1 protein-coding gene (running past one end of the window) is annotated in these 22195 nt (G+C 71.7%); it reads left to right on the top strand.

From position 1 onward, the window contains the following. Window positions 1-34: 34 nt before the first annotated feature. Window positions 35-22195, top strand: partial view of a type I polyketide synthase gene (locus tag OG306_RS01800; protein WP_371665059.1) — the 5' portion only. 9225 nt of this gene lie beyond the right edge of the window; 22161 of the gene's 31386 nt are visible here — the first part of the coding sequence; the start codon lies at window positions 35-37; its stop codon lies off the right edge, out of view.

Here is a 22195-nt window from a genome sequence, read left to right as displayed (position 1 = left end):
AACGTTCAGACACATCCCGTGAAGGACAACGGCCATGGCGGATGAAGCACAGCTCCTCAACCAGCTGAAGTGGATGACCACGGAGCTGCGCCAAGCCCAGCGCTCGCTGCGCCAGGTCGAGGAACGCGAACACGAGCCGATCGCGGTCGTCGGTGTCAGCTGCCGCTTCCCCGGCGGGGTCCGGTCCCCGGAAGACCTGTGGCGGCTGGTCCGCGACGGTGTCGACGGCATCGGCGACTTCCCTGACAACCGTGGCTGGAGCGAGGAGGGCGACTTCGTCCGCCAAGGCGGATTCCTCCACGACGCCGACCGGTTCGACGCGTCCATGTTCGGGATCTCGCCGCGCGAGGCGCTCGCCATGGACCCGCAGCAGCGACTGCTCATGGAGTCGGCCTGGGAGGTCTTCGAGTCCGCCGGGATCGACCCGCGGTCGCAGCGGCGTACCCGGACCGGCGTGTACGTCGGTACGAACGGCCAGGACTACGCAACGCTGCTGAACGCCGACGAGGCGGAGGGATACGTCTCCACCGGCGCCAGCGCCAGCGTGATCTCCGGCCGCGTGGCGTACGCGTTCGGGCTGGAGGGCCCGGCCGTCACCGTCGACACGGCGTGTTCGTCGTCGCTGGTAGCGCTCCACCTGGCGTCGCGTGCGCTGCGATCGGGAGAGTGCGGACTGGCCCTGGCCGGCGGTGTGACGGTGATGTCCACCCAGGCCGCCTTCGTGGAGTTCGACCGGCAGGACGGCCTGGCGTCGGACGGCCGATGCAAGGCGTTCGCGGCGGGGGCCGACGGCACCGGCTGGGGCGAGGGCGTCGGCCTGCTGCTGCTGGAGCGGTTGTCGGATGCCGAGCGCAACGGGCACAAGATCCTCGCCGTGGTGCGGGGTACTGCCGTCAACCAGGACGGTGCGTCGAACGGTCTGACGGCGCCGAACGGTCCGTCGCAACAGCGGGTGATCCGCCAGGCGCTGGCGAATGCCCGGCTGACGGGTGCGGACGTGGATGTCGTGGAGGCGCACGGGACGGGCACCCGGCTGGGTGATCCGATCGAGGCGCAGGCGCTGCTGGCGACCTACGGCCAGGAGCGCGGCGAGGCCGGCGAGCCGCTGTGGCTGGGCTCGGTGAAGTCCAACATCGGCCACACGCAGGCGGCCGCGGGTGTCGCGGGCCTGATCAAGATGATCATGGCGATGCGGCACGGTGTGCTGCCCGCCACCCTGCACGTGGACGAGCCGTCGCCGCAGGTGGACTGGTCGGCCGGTGCGGTGGAACTGCTGACGGAGTCCCGGGACTGGCCCTCGGTGGAGCGCCCGCGGCGCGCGGGTGTCTCGTCGTTCGGGATCAGTGGCACGAACGCGCATGTGATTCTGGAGCAGGCTCCGGAGCCCGTCGTCGAGGGGGAGACGGTTGCCGCGCCGCGACAGGCGCCGGGTCAGGTGCCGTGGGTGGTGTCGGCGAAGTCGGACGCTGCGTTGCGGGCGCAGGCGGAGCGGTTGACGTCGTTCGTGGCGGAGCGGCCGGAGCTGGATCCGGTGGATGTGGGGTGGTCGCTGGCGACGACCCGTGCCGGGCTGGAGCATCGTGCGGTGCTGGCGGGGGGCGGGACGCTCGCCGAGGGCGTGGCGGCCGAGGGGCGGACCGCGTTCCTGTTCACGGGGCAGGGTTCGCAGCGTGCGGGCATGGGCCTGGGGCTGTACGAGGCGTTCCCGGTGTTCGCCGAAGCCTTCGACGCGGTGTGCGCGCGGATGGATGCCCGGCTGGAGCGCCCGCTGCGGGAGGTTCTGACCGACGGCGTGGACCTGGACCGGACGGTGTGGGCGCAGGCGGGGCTGTTCGCCCTTGAGGTGGCGCTGTTCCGGCTGGTGGAGTCGTGGGGCGTGAGCCCGGATGTGTTGCTCGGGCACTCGCTCGGTGAGATCAGCGCCGCGCACGTCGCGGGCATCCTCGAACTCGACGACGCGTGCATCCTGGTCGCCGAACGCGGCCGCCTGATGCAGGCGCTGCCCGCGGGCGGCGGCATGCTCGCCGTCCAGGCCACCGAAGACGAGGTCGTCGGCTCCGGCCTCGACGTCGCCGCCGTCAACGGCCCGAACTCCGTCGTCCTGTCGGGCGCGGTCGAGGCTGTCGAGCGGTGTGCCGCGGAGTGCGCGGAGCGTGGCCTGCGGGTCCGGGTGCTGTCGGTGTCGCACGCGTTCCACTCGGCGCTGATGGAGCCGATGCTGGACGAGTTCGCGACCGTGCTTGCCGGTCTCACGTTCCACCCGGCGCAGATCCCTGTCGTGTCGAACGTGACGGGTGCGGTGGCCGAGCCGGGTGCCATGCAGGACCCGGGGTACTGGCTGAGCCAGGTCCGGCAGGCGGTCCGGTTCGCCGACGGTGTCGCGGCGCTCGACGCGATGGGCGTGACGCGATACGTGGAACTGGGCCCGGACGGTGTGCTGTCGGGCATGGCCCAGGAGACGGCCGCCGAAGCGGAGTTCATCCCTGTCCTGCGCAAGGACCGGGACGAGGCCGGCAGCGCGCTGACCGCGGCCGGTCGTCTGTGGGCGACCGGTGCCGAAGTCGACTGGACGAAGGTGTTCGCCGCCTGGGGCGGCCGGACGGTCGACCTGCCGACGTATGCCTTCCAGGGCGAGCGGTACTGGCCGCGACCGAACATGAACGCCGGGGATCTGGCCGCTGTCGGTCTGGCGAGTGCGGGCCACGCGCTGCTGGGTGCCACAGTTGCCCTTGCCGACGGGGATGCGGTCGTGCTGACCGGCCGCCTCGCTCTCGGAGCACAGCCCTGGCTCGGCGACCACGTCGTGCTGGACCAGGTCGTGGTGCCGGGTGCGGCGTTGGTGGAGATGGTGCTGCGGGCGGGGCAGGAGGTGGGCTGTGGTCTGCTGCGGGAGCTGGTGCTGCGGGCGCCGTTGGTGCTGCCGGAGTCGGGTGGTGTGCAGGTTCAGGTGCGGGTCGAGGGCCCGGATGCTTCGGGTGACCGGCCGGTGCATGTCCATGGGTGTGTCGAGGGCGCGGAGGAGTGGACGTTGCATGCGTCGGGCTTCCTCGCTGTGTCGCAGACGCGGGTGCCTGAGTTCGGTTTGAGTGTGTGGCCTCCGCAGGGTGCGGTTGCGGTGGAGGTCGACGGGTTCTACGAGTCGTTGGCCGGGGTGGGCTTCGGTTACGGTTCGGTGTTCCAGGGGGTGCGGGCGGCCTGGCGTGACGCGTCCGGTGTGTATGCGGATCTGGTGTTGCCGGAGCCGGGTGTGGGGCAGGTCGACGCGTTCGGTATTCATCCGGCGCTGCTGGATGCCGCGTTGCATCCGGCGAATCTCCTGTCCCAGGGCTCGGGCAGGTCCGGAGAGCCGGGGGAGTCGGGGCCGCGGTTGCCGTTCGCGTGGTCGGGTGTGGAGTTGTTCGCGGTCGGGGCGACCGTGCTGCGGGTGGCGATCCGTCCCGAGGGCGAGAGCATCACGGTTCAGGCGGCCGACGGCACGGGTGCGCCGGTCGCGGTGGTCCGTTCGCTGGTGTCGCGTGCGGTGTCGGCGGAGCAGTTGTCGGCGTCCGGGAACGCGGCGGACGACGCGCTCTTCACGGTCGAGTGGGTCGCGCTCCCGCCCGGCGGTGCTTCCGGTGAGACGGCGTGGACGGTGCTGCCGGCCGGTGACGGTCCGGTGGAGCAGGTCCTCGGCGAGGTGCTGCGTGGTGTGCAGGCGTGGCTGTCGGACGAGAGCACGTTCGGCTCTCGTCTGGCGGTCGTGACCCGGGGCGCGATGCCCGTGGGCACTGCGGACGTCGTGGACCCGGTGGGTGCGGCGGTGTGGGGTCTGGTGCGCTCGGCGCAGTCGGAGCATCCGGACCGGATCGTGCTCGTCGACACCGACCCGGCATCTGAGGAACAGCTCGACCTGGCCCTCTTGGCCGGTGTCGACGAGCCGCAGGTCGCCCTCCGTGACGGTGTGCTGCTGGCGCCTCGCCTGATGCGCGCCGGAGGCAGCGGGTTGGTGCTCCCCGACGACACCTGGCGCCTTCTGCCTGGGACGGACGGCACGCTGGAGTCCCTCCACCTTGAGGCAGCCGGCTCGCTGCCTCTGGAGTCCGGCCAGGTGCGGGTCGAGATCCGTGCGGCGGGTGTGAACTTCCGGGACGTGCTCCTGGGCCTCGGCATGTATCCGGAGCCCGGCGAGATGGGTGCGGAAGCGGCCGGTGTGGTCGTCGAGGTGGGCCCGGAGGTTGCGGACCTTCACGTCGGGGACCGGGTATTCGGCTTCTTCACCGGTTCGTTCGGTGCTGAGGCGGTGACGGACCGGAAGCAGGTGGTCCGGGTGCCCGAGGGTTGGTCGTGGGCGCAGGCGGCGGCGGTGCCGGTGGTGTTCGCGACGGCCTGGTACGGGCTGCGGGACTTGGCCCAGGTCAAGGCCGGTGAATCCGTGCTGATCCACGCGGCCGCCGGTGGTGTCGGCATGGCCGCCGTGCAACTGGCCCGTCACTGGGGCCTGGAGGTGTATGCCACCGCCAGCCCCGCCAAATGGCCCACGGTCGTCGCCGCCGGCGTGGATCCCTCACGGATCGCGTCCTCCCGCGATCTCAACTTCGAAGACCGGATCCGGACCGCGACCGGCGGCAGGGGTGTCGACGTCGTGCTGAACTCGCTTGCGGGCGAGTACGTCGACGCGTCACTGAGGCTGCTGGCCCCCGGCGGCCGGTTCGTCGAGATGGGCAAGGCCGACGTCCGGGCCGGCCTCGACGTCCCGTACTTCGCCTTCGACCTGTCGGATGCGGGTCCGGAGGGTATGGGCCGCATCCTGGCCGAGGTCGTCGCGCTGTTCGAGGCGGGTGTGCTCGCACCGCTGCCGTTGACCGTGTGGGACGTGCGTGAAGCGGTCACCGCCTGGCGGCACATGGCCCAGGCCAAGCACACCGGCAAGAACGTCCTCTCCCTCCCCGTCCGCCCCAACCCCGACGGCACCGTACTGATCACCGGCGGCACCGGAACCCTCGGCGGCCTCCTCGCCCGCCACCTCGCCACCGAACACGGCACGAGGAACCTCCTCCTGCTGTCCCGCCAGGGCCCCGACGCCCCCGGCGCAGCCGACCTCGTCACGGAACTCGCCGAACTCGGCGCGCAGGCACGCATCGTGGCCTGCGACGCGGCCGACCGTGATGCCCTCGCGGCGGTCCTCGCCGGTATTCCCGCCGAGGTTCCGCTGACGGGTGTAGTCCATGCGGCGGGTGTCCTCGACGACGGTGTCTTCACCGGGCTGACCCAGGAACGCCTGGACACCGTCCTGCGCGCCAAGGCCACCGCCGCGTCGAACCTCGACAAGCTGACCCGTGGCAGCGATCTCGCCATGTTCGTGCTCTACTCCTCGGCGTCGGCGACGTTCGGGAGTCCGGGGCAGGCCAACTACGCGGCCGCGAATGCCTTCCTCGACGCCCTCGCTGTCCGTCGGCGTGCGGAGGGCCTGCCTGGTCTCTCGCTGGGCTGGGACATGTGGCAGCAGGCCAGTGCGATGACCGGTCATCTTGAGGACCAGCTCGCGCGCGGGCTGGCCACCGAGCAGGCGCTCGCCCTCTTCGACACCGCACTGCGACGCTCTGCGGCACACCTGGTGCCGGTCAGCCTTGACCTTGCTGCGGTGCGTGCGGCGGGTGAGGTGCCCGCGCTGCTGCGTGGGCTGGTCACCGGGCGGGTGCGGCGTGCGGTCGCGCAGGAGTCCGTGGCCGGTCTGGCGCTGGTGCAGCGGCTGCGGTCCGTCCCCGAGGCCCAGCGGCACCAGCTGCTGCTGGAGCTGGTGCGCGGCAGCGCCGCGACGGTCCTGGGCCACGGTTCGACCGACGCGGTCGGTGAGCGTCAGGCGTTCAAGGACCTGGGCTTCGACTCGCTCACCGCGGTGGAACTGCGTAATCGGCTGACTGCCGCCACCGGCCTGCGGCTGTCCGCGACGCTCGCGTTCGACTACCCCACCCCGGCTGTTCTCAGTGACCATCTGCTGGCGCAGTTCTTCGGCGAGTTGGACACCGCCGCAGAACCGGAGCCCCGGCTCACCCTGACCGGAACCGACGAGCCGATCGCGATCGTGGGCATGGCCTGCCGGTTCCCCGGCGGGGTCATGTCGCCCGAGCACTTGTGGGACCTGGTCGCCGACGGAGCAGACGGCATGTCGCCGTTCCCGACGGATCGCGGCTGGCCTGCCGATCTCGCGGGCCGATCCGCCGGGGTGGGCGGCTTCGTCCATGACACGGACGGCTTCGACGCCGAGCTGTTCGGCATCTCGCCGCGTGAGGCCGTCGCCATGGACCCCCAGCAGCGGCTGGCGCTCGAGTCGGCGTGGGAGACCTTCGAGACCGCGGGAATGGATCCCCGTTCGCTGCGCGGCCGGAGCATCGGCGTGTTCGCCGGCGCGGCCTCCTCGGGGTACGGCATGAACGCACGGCTGCCCGAGGGCGCCGACGGACACCAGGTGACAGGAAGCACGACCAGCGTGATCTCCGGCCGTATCGCCTACTCCTTCGGGCTGGAGGGCCCGGCGGTGACGGTGGACACGGCGTGTTCGTCGTCGCTGGTGGCCCTGCACCTGGCCACGCAGGCGCTGCGCGCCGGCGAGTGTGACATGGCACTGGCCGGTGGTGTCACGGTGATGGTCACGCCGGGCATGATCGCAGAGTTCGACCGGCAGGACGGGCTGGCCGGCGACGGCCGGTGCAAGGCGTTCTCCTCGGCGGCCGACGGCACCGGCTGGTCCGAGGGCGTCGGCCTGCTGCTCGTGGAGCGGTTGTCGGACGCGGAGCGCAACGGGCACCAGGTGCTGGCGGTGGTGCGGGGCAGTGCGATCAATCAGGACGGTGCGTCGAACGGTCTGACGGCGCCGAACGGTCCGTCGCAGCAGCGGGTGATCCGTCAGGCGCTGGCGAATGCCCGGCTCACCGGCGCGGACGTGGACGTGGTCGAGGCACACGGCACCGGTACGCGTCTCGGGGATCCGATCGAGGCGCAGGCGCTGCTGGCGACGTACGGTCAGGAGCGGGGCGAGGCCGGTGAGCCGTTGTGGCTGGGTTCGGTGAAGTCGAACATCGGTCACACGCAGGCGGCCGCGGGTGTCGCGGGTGTGATCAAGATGGTGATGGCGCTGCGGCACGGTGTGCTGCCGGCGACGTTGCATGTGGACGAGCCGTCGGCGGAGGTGGACTGGTCGGCGGGTGCGGTGGAGCTGCTGACCGAGTCCCGGGCCTGGCCCGAGGTGGAGCGTCTGCGGCGTGCGGCGGTGTCGTCCTTCGGGATCAGCGGTACCAACGCCCACGTGATCCTGGAGCAGGCCCCGGTCGGGGCCTCGGTTCGGGAAGCTGCTGCGGTCTCTCCTGTTTCGGTTTCGGGTGTGTCGGCGTGGGTGGTGTCGGCGAAGTCCGAGGCCGCGTTGCGGGCGCAGGTGGAGCGGCTGGCCTCGTTCGTCGCGGAGCGGCCGGAGCTGGACCCGGTGGACGTGGGCTGGTCGCTGGCGACGACGCGGGCCGCGTTGGAGCATCGTGCGGTGGTCGTGGGGGAGGGCCGGGAGGAGTTGCTGGCCGGGCTGTCCGCGGCCACGTCGGCCGTTACGGGTGCCGGTGGTGTGGTGTTCGTGTTCCCGGGTCAGGGCTCGCAGTGGGTGGGCATGGCGCGGGAGTTGTGGCAGACCTCGCCCGTGTTCCGGGAGCGGCTGGCCGAGTGCGAGACGGCGCTCGCCCCGTACGTCGACTGGTCGTTGACCGATGTGTTGTTGCGGGACGGTGATGTGGACCGGGTGGATGTGGTCCAGCCGGTGTTGTGGGCGGTGATGGTGTCCCTGGCGGAGGTGTGGCGTTCGGCGGGTGTGGTGCCGTCTGCGGTGGTGGGTCATTCGCAGGGTGAGATCGCTGCGGCGTGTGTGGCGGGCTGGTTGTCGCTGGACGATGCGGCGCGGGTGGTGGCCTTGCGGTCGCAGGCTTTGGTGGCGGTGGCCGGTGGTGGGGGCATGGTGTCCGTGGCTGCCGGCCGGGAAGCGGTCGAGGGCCTGATGCCGGGCACGGTATCGGTGGCCGCGGTGAACGGTCCGTCCTCCACTGTCGTCTCCGGCGACGACGGAGCGCTGGATGCGTTCATGGCCGAGTGCGAACGCCAGGGCATCCGCACGCGCCGCATTCCGGTGGACTACGCGTCGCACTCGCCGGAGATGGACCGGCTCCGGGAGCGGATCCTGGCCGACCTGGCCGGGCTGACTCCGGCCACCGGCACGGTTCCGATGCTGTCCACCCTGACCGGCGAGACCGTCGACGGCGGTCTCGACGCCCGGTACTGGTTCGACAACCTGCGCTCCACGGTCGAGTTCGAGACCGCGATCCGTGCCCTCCTCGGACAGGGGATGCGCACCTTCGTCGAGGTCAGCGCCCACCCCGTACTCACCGTCGGGGTCGAGGAGACCATCGACGCGACCGGGGCCGACGCCACGGCACTGGGTACCCTGCGACGCGGTGAGGGTGGCATGCGCCGCCTGCTGACCAGCCTCGGCGAGGCATGGGCCACCGGCGTGGACGTGAACTGGTCCGCGCTGCTCACCGGCCGCCATGTAGCTTTGCCGACATACGCCTTCCAGCATGAGCGGTACTGGCTGGACGTCCCGTCGCTGCCGGTTCAGGCTGCGGGCGGGGTGGTGGACCCGGTCGAGTCGCGGTTCTGGGATGCCGTGGAGCGTGGTGACCTCGATGAACTCGCGGGCACGCTCCAGCTGTCGGAAGCCCCGCAGTTGCTCGGGTCGGTGGTTCCGGCACTCGCCTCGTGGCGCCGGGAACGCCGGCAGCGGTCCGTGATCGACACCTGGCGCTACCAGGTGGTGTGGAAGCCTCTCGAAACGGCCTCTGCCGCACTGCTGTCGGGTACCTGGCTGGTGGTGGGCGACAGTGCTGCGGACGTGGCCGGGGCGTTGACCGGCGCGGGTGCCGTCGTGGCGGGCTTGTCGGTGGATGAGGTCGTGGACCGTGCGGGCTTGGCCGGGGCGGTCGCTGCCGTGCCGGATGTGTGCGGTGTGGTGCTGGCGGCCGGCGCGGCTTCGGCCGACCGCACTGCTGATGTGGTGGCGGATGAACTCACCCGGGTGACGGTGCTGTTGCAGGCGCTGGGTGATGCCGGGGTGGACGCGCCGTTGTGGGTGCTCACGCGGGGTGCGGTCGCTGTCGGTGCGTCGGACCGGGTGCTGGATCCGGTGCAGGCCGCGGTGTGGGGTCTGGGCCGGGTCGCGGCGCTGGAGTTCCCGCAGCGCTGGGGCGGCATGATCGACCTGCCCGAGACCCTGGACGCGAAGGCGTCCGGCCGCCTGGCCGCGATTCTCGCCGACGGTGCTGGTGCTGGTGAGGATCAGGCGGCTGTGCGTGGCTCCGGTGTCTACGCCCGGCGTTTGGTCCGGGCAGCGGCGACTGATGCGGCGGGCGAGGGATGGCAGCCCTCAGGAACCGTGCTGGTCACGGGTGGTACCGGGGCGCTGGGCGCTGAGGTTGCGCGGTGGCTGGCGGGGCGGGGTGTGCCGCATCTGGTGCTGACCAGCCGTCGCGGTGTAGCCCCGGATGGTCTGGTCGAGGAACTCGCCGCACTGGGTGCACGGGTGACGGTCGCATCCTGTGACATGACCGACCGGGATGCGCTGGCCGAGGTCATCGCCGGTGTTCCGGCAGATGTTCCGCTCACGGGTGTGGTGCATGCGGCCGGTGTCGGGGATGCGCAGATGCTGGAGGTCGCCGACCGGGACACGACGGCGGCGGTGATCGGCGCGAAGATCGACGGGGTCGCACACCTGGAGGCCCTGACCGCGGATCTTCCGCTCGACCTGTTCGTCGTCTTCTCTTCCGGCGCCGCAGTGTGGGGTGGTGCGGGTCAGGGCGCCTACGCCGCGGCGAACGCGTTCCTCGATGCCTGGGCGGCCGAGCGCCGTGAACGCGGCCTGTCCGCCACGTCCGTGGCCTGGGGCCCCTGGGACGGTGCCGGTATGGCCGTCCAGGGTGAGACCCAGCAGCTCCTGCGCCGACGCGGCATGGCCCCGATGAACCCCGAACTCGCCATGCGCACCCTCGCGGCAGCCGTCGACGCCGGGGAGTCGGGACTGACCGTCGCCGACATCGACTGGCCCACCTTCACAGCCTCGTTCACCGCCATCCGCCCCAGCCGACTCCTCGCCGACCTCCCCGAAGCCACCACCCCGGACACACCGACATCGTTCGAGGAGGACGGCGGAGCAGCCGACCTGCGGCAGCAGCTCGCAGGGACAGCGGCCGCGCAGCGCCGGCAGGTGGTGCTGGACGTCGTGCGCACCCACGCCGCGGCCGTCCTCGGGCACGCGGACGGGGAGTCCGTGGAAGCCGGCCGGGCCTTCCGCGACCTCGGATTCGACTCCCTGATGGCAGTCGAGGTCCGCAACCGTCTCCAGTCGGTCACCGGACTCAGGCTGCCGGCCACCCTCGTCTTCGACCACCCCACCCCCCTCGTCCTGACCGACTTCCTGCTCACCGAACTCTCCGGTACCGAAGCGGGGACGCCGTCGGTGGCGCGTCCGGTGTCGGTGGCCGTGGATGAGCCGGTTGCGATCGTCGGCATGGCCTGCCGCTTCCCCGGCTCGGTGACCTCGGCCCAGTCCCTGTGGGACCTGGTCGCCGACGCGGGCGACGCGGTGGGGCCGTTCCCCACCGACCGTGGCTGGCCCGAGGGCATCGCCGGCCGGGGCGCGTTCCTCGACCACGCCGACGAGTTCGACGCCGACCTGTTCGGCATCAGCCCCCGCGAAGCCCTCGCCATGGACCCCCAGCAACGACTGCTGCTGGAAACCACGTGGGAGGCCTTCGAAGCGGCGGGAGTTGATCCCCGCTCGCTCGCAGGCACCGCCACAGGCGTGTTCGTCGGCGGCACCACCTCCGGCTACGGCACCGGAACCCAGATCCCCCAGGGCGCGGAAGGACACCTGCTCACCGGGACCGCGACCAGCGTCATGTCCGGCCGGGTGTCCTACGCCTTCGGGCTGGAGGGCCCGGCGGTGACGGTGGACACCGCGTGTTCGTCGTCGCTTGTCGCCCTGCACCTGGCGGCGCAGGCGCTGCGGACGGGCGAGTGCGACATGGCGCTCGCCGGCGGCGTGACCGTCATGGCCAACCCCGGCGTGTTCGGCGAGTTCGACCGCCAGGGCGGGCTGGCGTCCGACGGCCGGTGCAAGTCGTTCGCCGATTCCTCCGACGGCATGGGCTGGGGCGAAGGCGTCGGCCTGCTGCTGGTGGAGCGACTCTCGGACGCCCAACGCAACGGACACAAGATCCTCGCCGTCGTGCGGGGCAGCGCCATCAACCAGGACGGCGCCAGCAACGGCCTGTCGGCGCCGAACGGACCCTCGCAGCAGCGGGTCATCAGCCAGGCGCTGGCCAACGCCGACCTGACCGGTGCGGACATCGACGTGGTCGAGGCCCACGGCACCGGCACGCGCCTCGGCGACCCGATCGAGGCCCAGGCGCTGCTGGCGACCTACGGCCAAGACCGCGCCGGTCACGAGCCTTTGTGGATCGGCTCGGTCAAGTCCAACATCGCCCACACCCAGGCCGCCGCCGGCGTCGCCGGCGTCATCAAGATGGTCATGGCCCTGCGCCACGGCCTGATGCCCGCAACCCTCCACATCGACGAACCGTCGACCCAGGTCGACTGGACCGCCGGTGCGGTGGAGCTGCTCACCGAGCAGCGCGCGTGGCCTGCGGTGGACCGTCCGCGCCGCGCTGCGGTCTCCTCGTTCGGCATCAGCGGAACCAACGCCCACATCATCCTCGAACAGGCACCCGCGCCCGAGCCGGTGGCAGTCGCCGAACCGTCGGCAACGCGCCCCGGACCGGTGCCGTGGCTCGTCTCGGCCAAGTCCGACACCGCCCTACGCGCACAGATCGACAGCCTTCGGACCTTCGTTGCCGACCAGCCCGAACTGGACCGGGTCGACGTGGCCTGGTCGCTCGCGACCAGCCGGGCAGCGTTGGAACACCGCACCGTCCTGGCCGCCGATGGGGATGTGCTCGCCACAGGCACCACGGGCGAAGGCAAGACCGCGTTCCTGTTCACCGGCCAGGGCTCCCAGCGCGCGGGCATGGGCCTGGGGCTCTACGAGGCGTTCCCGGTGTTCGCCGAAGCGTTCGACGCCGTCTGCGCCCGACTTGATGTCCGGCTGGAGCGCCCGCTGCGGGAGGTTCTGACCGACGGCGCCGACCTCGACCGCACGATGTGGGCTCAGGCGGGGCTGTTCGCGCTCGAAGTCGGCCTGTTCCGGCTGGTGGAGTCGTGGGGCGTGAGCCCGGATGTGTTGCTGGGTCACTCGCTGGGTGAGATCAGTGCGGCGCATGTCGCGGGGATCCTGGACCTGGACGATGCGTGTGTGCTGGTGGCGGAGCGGAGCCGGCTGATGCAGGCGCTGCCCGCGGGCGGCGGCATGCTCGCCGTCCAGGCCACCGAAGCCGACGTCGCCGAGTCCGGCCTCGACATCGCCGCCGTCAACGGCCCCAACTCCGTCGTCCTCTCCGGCACCACCGAAGCCATCGCACACTACGCCGCCCAGTGCGCCGAGCGTGGCCTGCGGTTCAACGTCCTGTCGGTGTCGCACGCCTTCCACTCGGCCCTGATGGAACCGATGCTGGACGAGTTCGCGAACGTCCTGAACGGCCTGACGTTCCACCCCGCACACATCCCGGTCGTCTCGAACCTCACCGGAGCCGTTGCCGAGCCGGGTGCCATGCAGCAGCCCGCGTACTGGCTGCACCAGGTCCGTGGCACGGTCCGCTTCGCCGACGGCGTCACCGCCCTCGCGGCCATGGGCGTGACCCGCTGCCTGGAACTCGGCCCCGACGGTGTGCTGTCCGGCATGGCCCAGACCGGCGCCGACGACATGCTCTGCGCCCCCGTTCTGCGCAAGGACCGCGACGAGAGCGACACCGTCCTGACCGCCGTGAGCCGACTGTGGACCTGCGGTGTCGAGGTCGACTGGCGCGCGGTGTTCGCCGGCTGGGGCGGCCGGACGGTCGACCTGCCCACCTACCCCTTCCAGCGACAGCGGTACTGGCCCGAGCCCGTCGCCGCACCCACCAGCGGCGAGGTGGCCGAGACCGGATTCTGGGACGCGGTCGAACGCGAAGACCTCCAGCAACTGGCCACCGAACTCGAACTCACCGAACCCCCGGCCTCCCTGGGCCAGGTCCTGCCCGTGCTCGCCACCTGGCGACGCCGCCGACGCGAACGCTCCGTGATCGACTCCTGGCGCTACCAGGTCGCCTGGAAACCCCTCACCACCCTCCCCACCACACCCACCCTCACCGGCACATGGATCCTCGCCACCACCGGCGACCCCACCACCACCGCCACCATCACGGCCGCTCTCACCGGAGCCGGTGCCACCGTCCTCACCCTCCCCCTCGACACCCCCCACGACAACGCCACGGCCACACGCCACGAACGGAAAGCGGCACTCGAACACCTCGCCGCCCAGGCCCCCGACCTGTCCGGCATCCTGCTCCTCGCCGACACCCTCACCAACCAGCCCGCACACAACGGCATCCCCGCACCCCTCGCCGGCGTGCTGACCCTGCTCCAGGCACTCACCGACACCCACCTCACCGCCCCCCTGTGGGTGACCACCCGCGGCGCCGTGTCCACCACGGCATCGGACCCGCTGACCAACCCGGCCCAGGCCACCATCTGGGGCATGGGCCGCGTCGCCGCACTCGAAGCACCCCACGTCTGGGGCGGCCTCATCGACCTCCCCGCAACAACCGACACCCACCCCACAACCGACACGAACACGGCAGCACGCCTTGCCGGCGTCCTCGCCGACGGCCGCGAGGACCAGGTCGCCGTCCGCGACTCCGGGGTCCACGGCCGGCGCGTCCTGCACGCCCCGACCACCACACCGCCCACCACCCCGTGGACCCCCACCGGGACCGTCCTGATCACCGGCGGCACCGGCGCCCTCGGCACCGTCGTGGCCCGCTGGCTCGCCCACCGCGGCACCCCCCACCTGGTCCTCACCAGCCGCAGCGGCAACGCCCCCGACGGCCTGACCGAAGAACTCGCCCGCCTCGGCACCCAGGTCACCGTCGCCGCCTGCGACGTCACCGACCGCGACGCCCTCGCCGAAGTCATCGCCCGCATCCCCACTCACACACCACTGACCGGCATCGTGCACGCCGCCGGCGTCGGGACTCCCGAGAAGCTGGACCTCACCGGTCTGGACGCCGTGGGGAAGGTGCTCGCGAGCAAGGTCACCGGCACGGCGCATCTCGACGAACTCACCGCCCACCTGCCGATCGACCTCTTCGTCGTCTTCTCCTCGATCGCCGCCACCTGGGGCAGCGGCGGCCAGGCCGCCTACGCAGCCGGCAACGCCTTCCTCGACGCCTGGATCCAACACCGCCACGACCGCGGACTCCCCGGCACATCCCTGGCCTGGGGCCCCTGGGCCAAGGCCGGCATGGCCACCGAGGGCGAGACGGAAGAGTACCTGCGTCGGCGTGGGCTCGACGCACTGGATCCGGAACTCGCGATGCGGGCACTGGCCCAGGCGATCGACTCGGGACCGGGCACGCTGACGGTGGCCGACGTCGACTGGCCCACCTTCCTGCCCGCCTTCACCTCGGCACGGCGCAGCGCGCTGCTCAGCGACCTGCCCGAGGCGGCCGCCCTGGCCGACACCGCCCCGGGCGGCGCTCCCGGCCCGGAGTCGCCGCTGCGTCAGGAACTCACGTCGATGCCCCAGGAGCGGCAGCAGGAGAGGCTGCTGGAGTTGGTGCGGGAGCAGGCTTCGAGCGTGCTGGGGCACTCCGCCGCGCAGGCGGTCGAACCCGAGCGAGCCTTCCGTGACCTGGGCTTCGACTCGCTGATGGCGATCGAACTGCGCAACCTGCTGTCCTCGCACACCGGGACGACTCTGCCCGCGACGTTGGCGTTCGACTACCCCACGCCGCGAGTGCTGGCGGAGTACCTCCAGGCCCAGCTTCTCGGCGCGGACCGGCCCGCGGAAATGGTGCCGGCCCGGGCGGGCGCGGCCGACGAGCCGATCGCGATCGTGGGTATGGCCTGCCGCTATCCCGGCGGTGTGACGTCGCCGGACGAGCTGTGGGACCTGGTCGCCGGCGGGACGGACGGCATGTCGGTGTTCCCGGCGGACCGCGGCTGGCCGGCCGATGTGGCCGAGGCGGCCGGTGGCATGGGCGGGTTCGTCCATGACGCGGCCGGGTTCGACGCGGGCCTCTTCGGGATCTCGCCGCGTGAGGCGCTCGCCATGGACCCGCAGCAGCGGCTGCTGCTGGAGGCCGCATGGGAGACGTTCGAGTCGGCGGGAATGGACCCGCGTGCGCAACGAGGTCGCAGCGTGGGCGTGTTCGCCGGCGCGTCCTCGTCCGGATACGGCTACGGCGGTGTCCCAGGATCCGACGGTCACCTGCTGACCGGTACGGCGAACAGCGTGATCTCCGGCCGGGTGGCGTACGCGTTCGGACTCGAGGGTCCGGCGGCCACGATCGACACGGCGTGTTCGTCGTCGCTGGTCGCCCTGCACTGGGCGGCACAGGCACTTCGGGGGGGCGAGTGCGACCTGGCGCTGGCGAGCGGCGTGACCGTGATGGCCACGGCGAACGTGTTCACCGAGTTCGACCGGCAGGACGGGCTGGCGTCGGACGGCCGGTGCAAGTCGTTCGCCTCGGCGGCCGACGGGACCGGCTGGGCCGAGGGCGTCGGTGTCCTGATGCTGGAGCGGTTGTCGGATGCTGAGCGCAACGGGCACAAGATCCTCGCGGTGGTGCGCGGAAGTGCCGTCAACCAGGACGGTGCGTCCAACGGTCTGACGGCGCCGAACGGCCCCTCGCAGCAGCGGGTGATCCGCCAGGCTCTGGCGAACGCCCGGCTTTCCGGCGTCGATGTCGATGTCGTCGAGGCGCATGGCACCGGCACCCGGCTGGGTGACCCGATCGAGGCGCAGGCGCTGCTGGCGACCTACGGTCAGGAGCGCGGCGACGCCGGCGAGCCCCTGTGGCTGGGCTCGGTGAAGTCCAACATCGGTCACACGCAGGCCGCCGCGGGTGTCGCGGGCGTGATCAAGATGATCATGGCCATGCGGCACGGCGTGCTGCCCGCCACGCTGCACGTCGACGAGCCGTCGCCGCAGGTGGACTGGTCCGCCGGTGCGGTGGAACTGCTGACCGAGTCGCGTCCCTGGCCCGCGGTGGAGCGTCCGCGGCGTGCGGGTGTGTCGTCGTTCGGGATCAGCGGGACGAACGCCCACGTAATTCTGGAGCAGGCACCGGAAGCGGAGCCGGCACTGGAGCCCGCCCCGATCGACCTGCAGACGTGGACCCCGCAGGCGGTCCCGTGGGTGGTGTCGGCGAAGTCCGAGCCTGCACTGCGGGCTCAGGTGGAGCGGCTGAGGTCGTTCGCCGCGGAGCGGCCGGAGCTGGATCCGGTGGATGTGGGCTGGTCGCTGTCCACGACCCGTGCCGCGCTGGAGCATCGTGCGGTGCTGGCGGGGGAAACGACGCTCGCCGAGGGCGTGGCGGCCGAGGGCCGGACCGCGTTCCTGTTCACGGGGCAGGGTTCGCAGCGTGCGGGTATGGGGCTGGGGCTGTACGAGGCGTTCCCGGTGTTCGCGGAGGCGTTCGACGCGGTGTGCGCGCGGATGGATGCCCGGCTGGAGCGCCCGCTGCGGGAGGTTGTGACCGACGGCGTCGACCTGGACCACACGATGTGGGCACAGGCCGGCCTCTTCGCCCTCGAAGTCGCCCTGTACCGGCTCGTGGAGTCCTGGGGCGTGACCCCGGACGTGCTCCTCGGCCACTCGCTGGGCGAGATCAGCGCCGCGCACGTTGCCGGGATCTTCGACCTGGACGATGCGTGCGTGCTGGTGGCGGAGCGGGGCCGGCTGATGCAGGCGCTGCCCGCGGGCGGCGGCATGCTCGCCGTGCAGGCGACCGAGGCCGAGGTCGTCGGCTCCGGCCTGGACGTCGCGGCCGTCAACGGCCCGAACTCCGTCGTCCTGTCGGGCGCGGTCGAGGCTGTCGAGCGGTATGCCGCGGAGTGCGCCGAGCGCGGCGTGCGGTTCAACGTCCTGTCGGTGTCGCATGCGTTCCACTCGGCCCTGATGCAACCGATGCTGGACGAGTTCGCGGCCGTGCTGGACGGTCTGACCTTCCACCCGGCGCAGATTCCTGTCGTGTCGAACCTGACGGGTGCGGTGGCCGAGCCGGGTGCCATGCAGCAGCCGGCGTACTGGCTGCGTCAGGTGCGGCAGGCGGTGCGGTTCGCCGACGGTGTCGCCACGCTCGACGCGATGGGCGTGACGCGGCACGTCGAGCTGGGTCCGGACGGCGTCCTGACGGGCATGGCCCAGGACACCGTCACCGAGGCCGAGTTCGTCCCCGTCCTGCGCAAGGACCGCGACGAGACCGACACCGCCCTCACCGCGATCAGCCGCCTGTGGACCTCCGGCACCGACATCGACTGGCACGCCGTGTTCGCCGACTGGGGCGGCCGGACGGTCGACCTGCCCACCTACCCCTTCCAGCGCGAACGCTACTGGCCGCAGCCGGGCGTACTCGGCGCGGACGCGGGCGCACTGGGCATCCAGGGCGCCGAGCACGCGCTGCTCGGCTCCGTGGTGGCCCTCGCCGACGCGGACAGCGTGCTCCTCACCGGCCGTCTCTCCATGGATACTCAGCCGTGGCTGGCCGATCATGTGGTGTCGGGGCATGTGGTGGTGCCTGGGACCGCGTTGGTGGAGATGGTGCTGCGGGCGGGGCAGGAGGTGGGCTGCGGTCTGTTGCGGGAGCTGGTGCTGCGGGCTCCGCTGGTGCTGCCGGAGTCCGGTGGTGTGCAGGTTCAGGTGCGGGTCGAGGGCCCGGATGCTTCGGGTGACCGGCCGGTGCATGTCCATGCCCGTGCCGAGGGCGTGGACGAATGGACGCTGCATGCGTCCGGTTCGCTGGCGGAGCAGGCTGCATCGGGGGCGGGCTTCGAGCTGAGTGTGTGGCCTCCGCAGGGTGCGGAGGCGGTGGACGTCGACGGGTTCTACGAGGCGCTGGCGGGTGCGGGCTTCGGTTACGGTCCGGCGTTCCAGGGCGTCCAGGCGGCCTGGCGGGACGCTTCCGGTGTCTACGCCGAGGTGGCGATCGCGGAGTTGGTGGACGGGTTCGGTATCCACCCCGCCCTCTTCGACGCGGCACTGCACCCCTCCGGGCTGGTCCCGAGCGCCGACGCTGAAGCGAGTGGGCCGCGGTTGCCGTTCGCGTGGTCGGGTGTGGAGTTGTTCGCGGTCGGGGCGACCGCGCTGCGGGTGGCGATCCGTCCCGAGGGCGAAGGCTTCACGGTTCAGGCGGCGGACGGTACGGGTGCGCCGGTCGCGGTCGTTCGTTCGCTGGTGTCGCGTGCGGTGTCGGCGGAGCAGTTGTCGGCGTCCGGGAACGCGGCGGACGACGCGCTCTTCACGGTCGAGTGGGTCGCGCTCCCGCCCGGCGGTGCTTCCGGTGAGACGGCGTGGACGGTGCTGCCGGCCGGCGACGGCCCGGTGGAGCAGGTCCTCGGCGAGGTGCTGCGTGGTGTGCAGGAGTGGCTGGCGGACGAGAGCACGTTCGGTTCGCGTCTGGCGGTCGTGACCCGGGGAGCCATGCCCGCGGGTCCTGGCCGTGCCGTGGACCCGGTGGGTGCGGCGGTATGGGGTCTGGTGCGCTCGGCGCAGTCGGAGCACCCGGACCGCATCGTGCTCGTCGACACCGACCCGGCATCTGAGGAACAGCTCGACCTGGCCCTCCTGGCCGGACTCGACGAGCCACAGGTCGCCATCCGTCAGGGTGCGCTCCTGGCACCCCGCCTGATGCGCGCCGGAGGAGGCAGTGGACTGGTACTGCCGGACCACAACTGGCGCCTTGCCCCCGGCACCGACGGCACGCTGGAGTCCCTCCACCTTGAGGGAGCCGGCTCGCTGCCTCTGGAATCCGGCCAGGTGCGGGTCGAGATCCGTGCGGCGGGCGTGAACTTCCGGGACGTGCTCCTGGGACTGGGCATGTATCCCGTTCCCGGCACGATGGGCTCCGAGGCGGCCGGTGTCGTCGTCGAGGTGGGCACGAACGTTGACGATCTTGCTGTCGGTGACCGGGTGTTCGGGTTCTTCGACGGTGGGTTCGCCGACGAGGCGGTGGCGGGCCGGGAACTGCTCGTGAAGGTTCCGTCGGGCTGGTCGTGGGCGCAGGCGGCAGCGGTGCCGCTGGTGTTCGCGACGGCCTGGTACGGGCTGCGGGACCTGGCTCAGGTCAAGGCCGGTGAATCCGTGCTGATCCACGCGGCCGCCGGTGGTGTCGGCATGGCCGCCGTCCAACTGGCCCGTCACTGGGGCCTGGAGGTGTATGCCACCGCCAGCCCCGCCAAGTGGCCCACCGTCATCGCAGGCGGAGTCGACCCCTCACGCATCGCCTCCTCCCGGGACCTCGACTTCGAAGACCGGATCCGGACCGCGACCGGCGGCAGGGGTGTCGACGTCGTGCTGAACTCGCTTGCGGGCGAGTTCCTCGACGCGTCCCTGAGGCTGCTGGCCCCCGGCGGCCGGTTCGTCGAGATGGGCAAGACCGACATCCGGGCCGGCCTCGACGTCCCGTACTACCCGTTCGACCTCACCGACGCAGGTCCCGAGCGTATGGGCCGTATCCTCGCCGAGGTCGTCGCCCTCTTCGAACAGGGCTCCCTCCAGCCACTGCCGCTGACCGTGTGGGACGTGCGTGAAGCGGTCACCGCCTGGCGGCACATGGCCCAGGCCAAGCACATCGGCAAGAACGTCCTCTCCCTCCCGGCCCGCCCGAACCCCGACGGCACGGTGTTGATCACCGGCGGCACCGGAACGCTCGGCGGACTCCTCGCCCGCCACCTCGCCACCGAACACGGCACGAGGAACCTCCTCCTGCTGTCCCGCCAGGGCCCCGACGCCCCCGGCGCAGCCGACCTCGTCACGGAACTCGCCGAACTCGGCGCGCAGGCACGCATCGTGGCCTGCGACGCGGCCGACCGCGACGGCCTCGCGGCGGTCCTCGCGGGTATCCCTGCCGAGGTTCCGCTGACGGGTGTCGTTCACGCGGCGGGTGTCCTCGACGACGGTGTCTTCACCGGGCTGACCCAGGAACGCCTGGACACCGTCCTGCGCGCCAAGGCCACCGCCGCCACCAACCTCGACACGCTGACCCGTGGCAGCGATCTCGCCATGTTCGTGCTCTACTCCTCGGCGTCGGCGACGTTCGGGAGTCCGGGGCAGGCCAACTACGCGGCCGCGAATGCCTTCCTCGACGCCCTCGCTGTCCGTCGGCGTGCGGAGGGCCTGCCTGGTCTCTCGCTGGGCTGGGACATGTGGCAGCAGGCCAGTGCGATGACCGGTCATCTTGAGGACCAGCTCGCGCGCGGGCTGGCCACCGAGCAGGCGCTCGCCCTCTTCGACACCGCACTGCGACGCTCTGCGGCACACCTGGTGCCGGTCAGCCTTGACCTTGCTGCGGTGCGTGCGGCGGGTGAGGTGCCCGCGCTGCTGCGTGGGCTGGTCACCGGGCGGGTGCGGCGTGCGGTCGCGCAGGAGTCCGTGGCCGGTCTGGCGCTGGTGCAGCGGCTGCGGTCCGTCCCCGAGGCCCAGCGGCACCAGCTGCTGCTGGAGCTGGTGCGCGGCAGCGCCGCGACGGTCCTGGGCCACGGTTCGACGGACGCGGTCGGTGAGCGTCAGGCGTTCAAGGACCTGGGCTTCGACTCGCTCACCGCGGTGGAACTGCGTAATCGGCTGACTGCCGCCACCGGCCTGCGGCTGTCCGCGACGCTCGCGTTCGACTACCCCACCCCGGCCGTGCTGAGCGACTACTTGGCCCAGCAGTTCTTCGGCGAGTCGGAGGCGATCGCAGAGTCGGCCCGTCAGCTCACGTCGGACGTGAGCGATGAGCCGCTGGCGATCGTGGGAATGGCCTGCCGTTTCCCGGGGGAGGTCGTGTCCCCCGAGCAGCTGTGGGACATGGTCGCCGACGGGAGGGACGGCATCTCGCCGTTCCCCCTCGACCGTGGCTGGCCGAGCGAGGTGCTCGCTGACATGACGCGACTTGGTGGGTTCGTCCACGGTGCGGACGGCTTCGACGCCGGACTCTTCGAGATCAGCCCTCGTGAGGCGCTGGCGATGGACCCGCAGCAGCGGCTGCTGCTGGAGGCCGCCTGGGAGACGTTCGAGTCGGCCGGAATGGACCCACGGTCGTTCCGTGGCCGGAGCGTCGGCGTGTTCGCCGGCGCGGCGTCGTCCGGCTACGGCGCGGCGGGGATCCCGGGTGCCGAAGGACACATGCTGACCGGTACCGCGAGCAGTGTGATCTCAGGGCGGGTTTCCTACGCGTTCGGGCTGGAGGGGCCGGCGGTGACGGTGGACACGGCGTGTTCGTCGTCGCTGGTGGCGTTGCATCTGGCGGGTCAGGCGCTGCGGTCGGGTGAGTGTGACATGGCGCTGGCCGGTGGTGTGACGGTGATGGCCACACCGGGCGCGTTCATCGAGTTCGACCGGCAGGAAGGGCTGGCCGGCGACGGCCGGTGCAAGGCGTTCTCCTCGGCCGCCGACGGCACCGGATGGTCCGAAGGCGTCGGCCTGGTGATGCTGGAGCGGCTGTCGGACGCGGAACGCAACGGGCACCAGGTGCTGGCGGTCGTGCGGGGCAGTGCGATCAACCAGGACGGTGCGTCGAACGGTCTGACGGCGCCGAACGGGCCCTCGCAGCAGCGGGTCATCCGTCAGGCGCTGGCGAATGCCCGGCTCACCGGCGCGGACGTGGACGTGGTCGAGGCACACGGCACCGGTACGCGTCTCGGTGACCCGATCGAGGCAGGTGCCCTGCTGGCGACCTACGGCCGCGAACGCGGTGAGGCCGGTGAGCCGTTGTGGCTGGGGTCGGTGAAGTCGAACATCGGTCACACGCAGGCAGCTGCGGGTGTCGCGGGTGTGATCAAGATGGTGATGGCGCTGCGGCACGGTGTGCTGCCGGCGACGTTGCATGTGGACGAGCCGTCGGCGGAGGTGGACTGGTCGGCGGGTGCGGTGGAGTTGCTGACGGAGTCCCGGGACTGGCCTGCGGTGGAGCGTCTGCGGCGTGCGGCGGTGTCGTCGTTCGGCATGTCGGGCACGAACGCGCACGTGATTGTGGAGCAGGCCCCGCAGCCG

Origin of the sequence: Streptomyces sp. NBC_01241, assembly GCF_041435435.1 — a bacterium.
In the GTDB taxonomy this organism is placed as follows: Bacteria; Actinomycetota; Actinomycetes; order Streptomycetales; family Streptomycetaceae; genus Streptomyces.
This window is presented reverse-complemented; position numbering and strand designations above follow the sequence as displayed.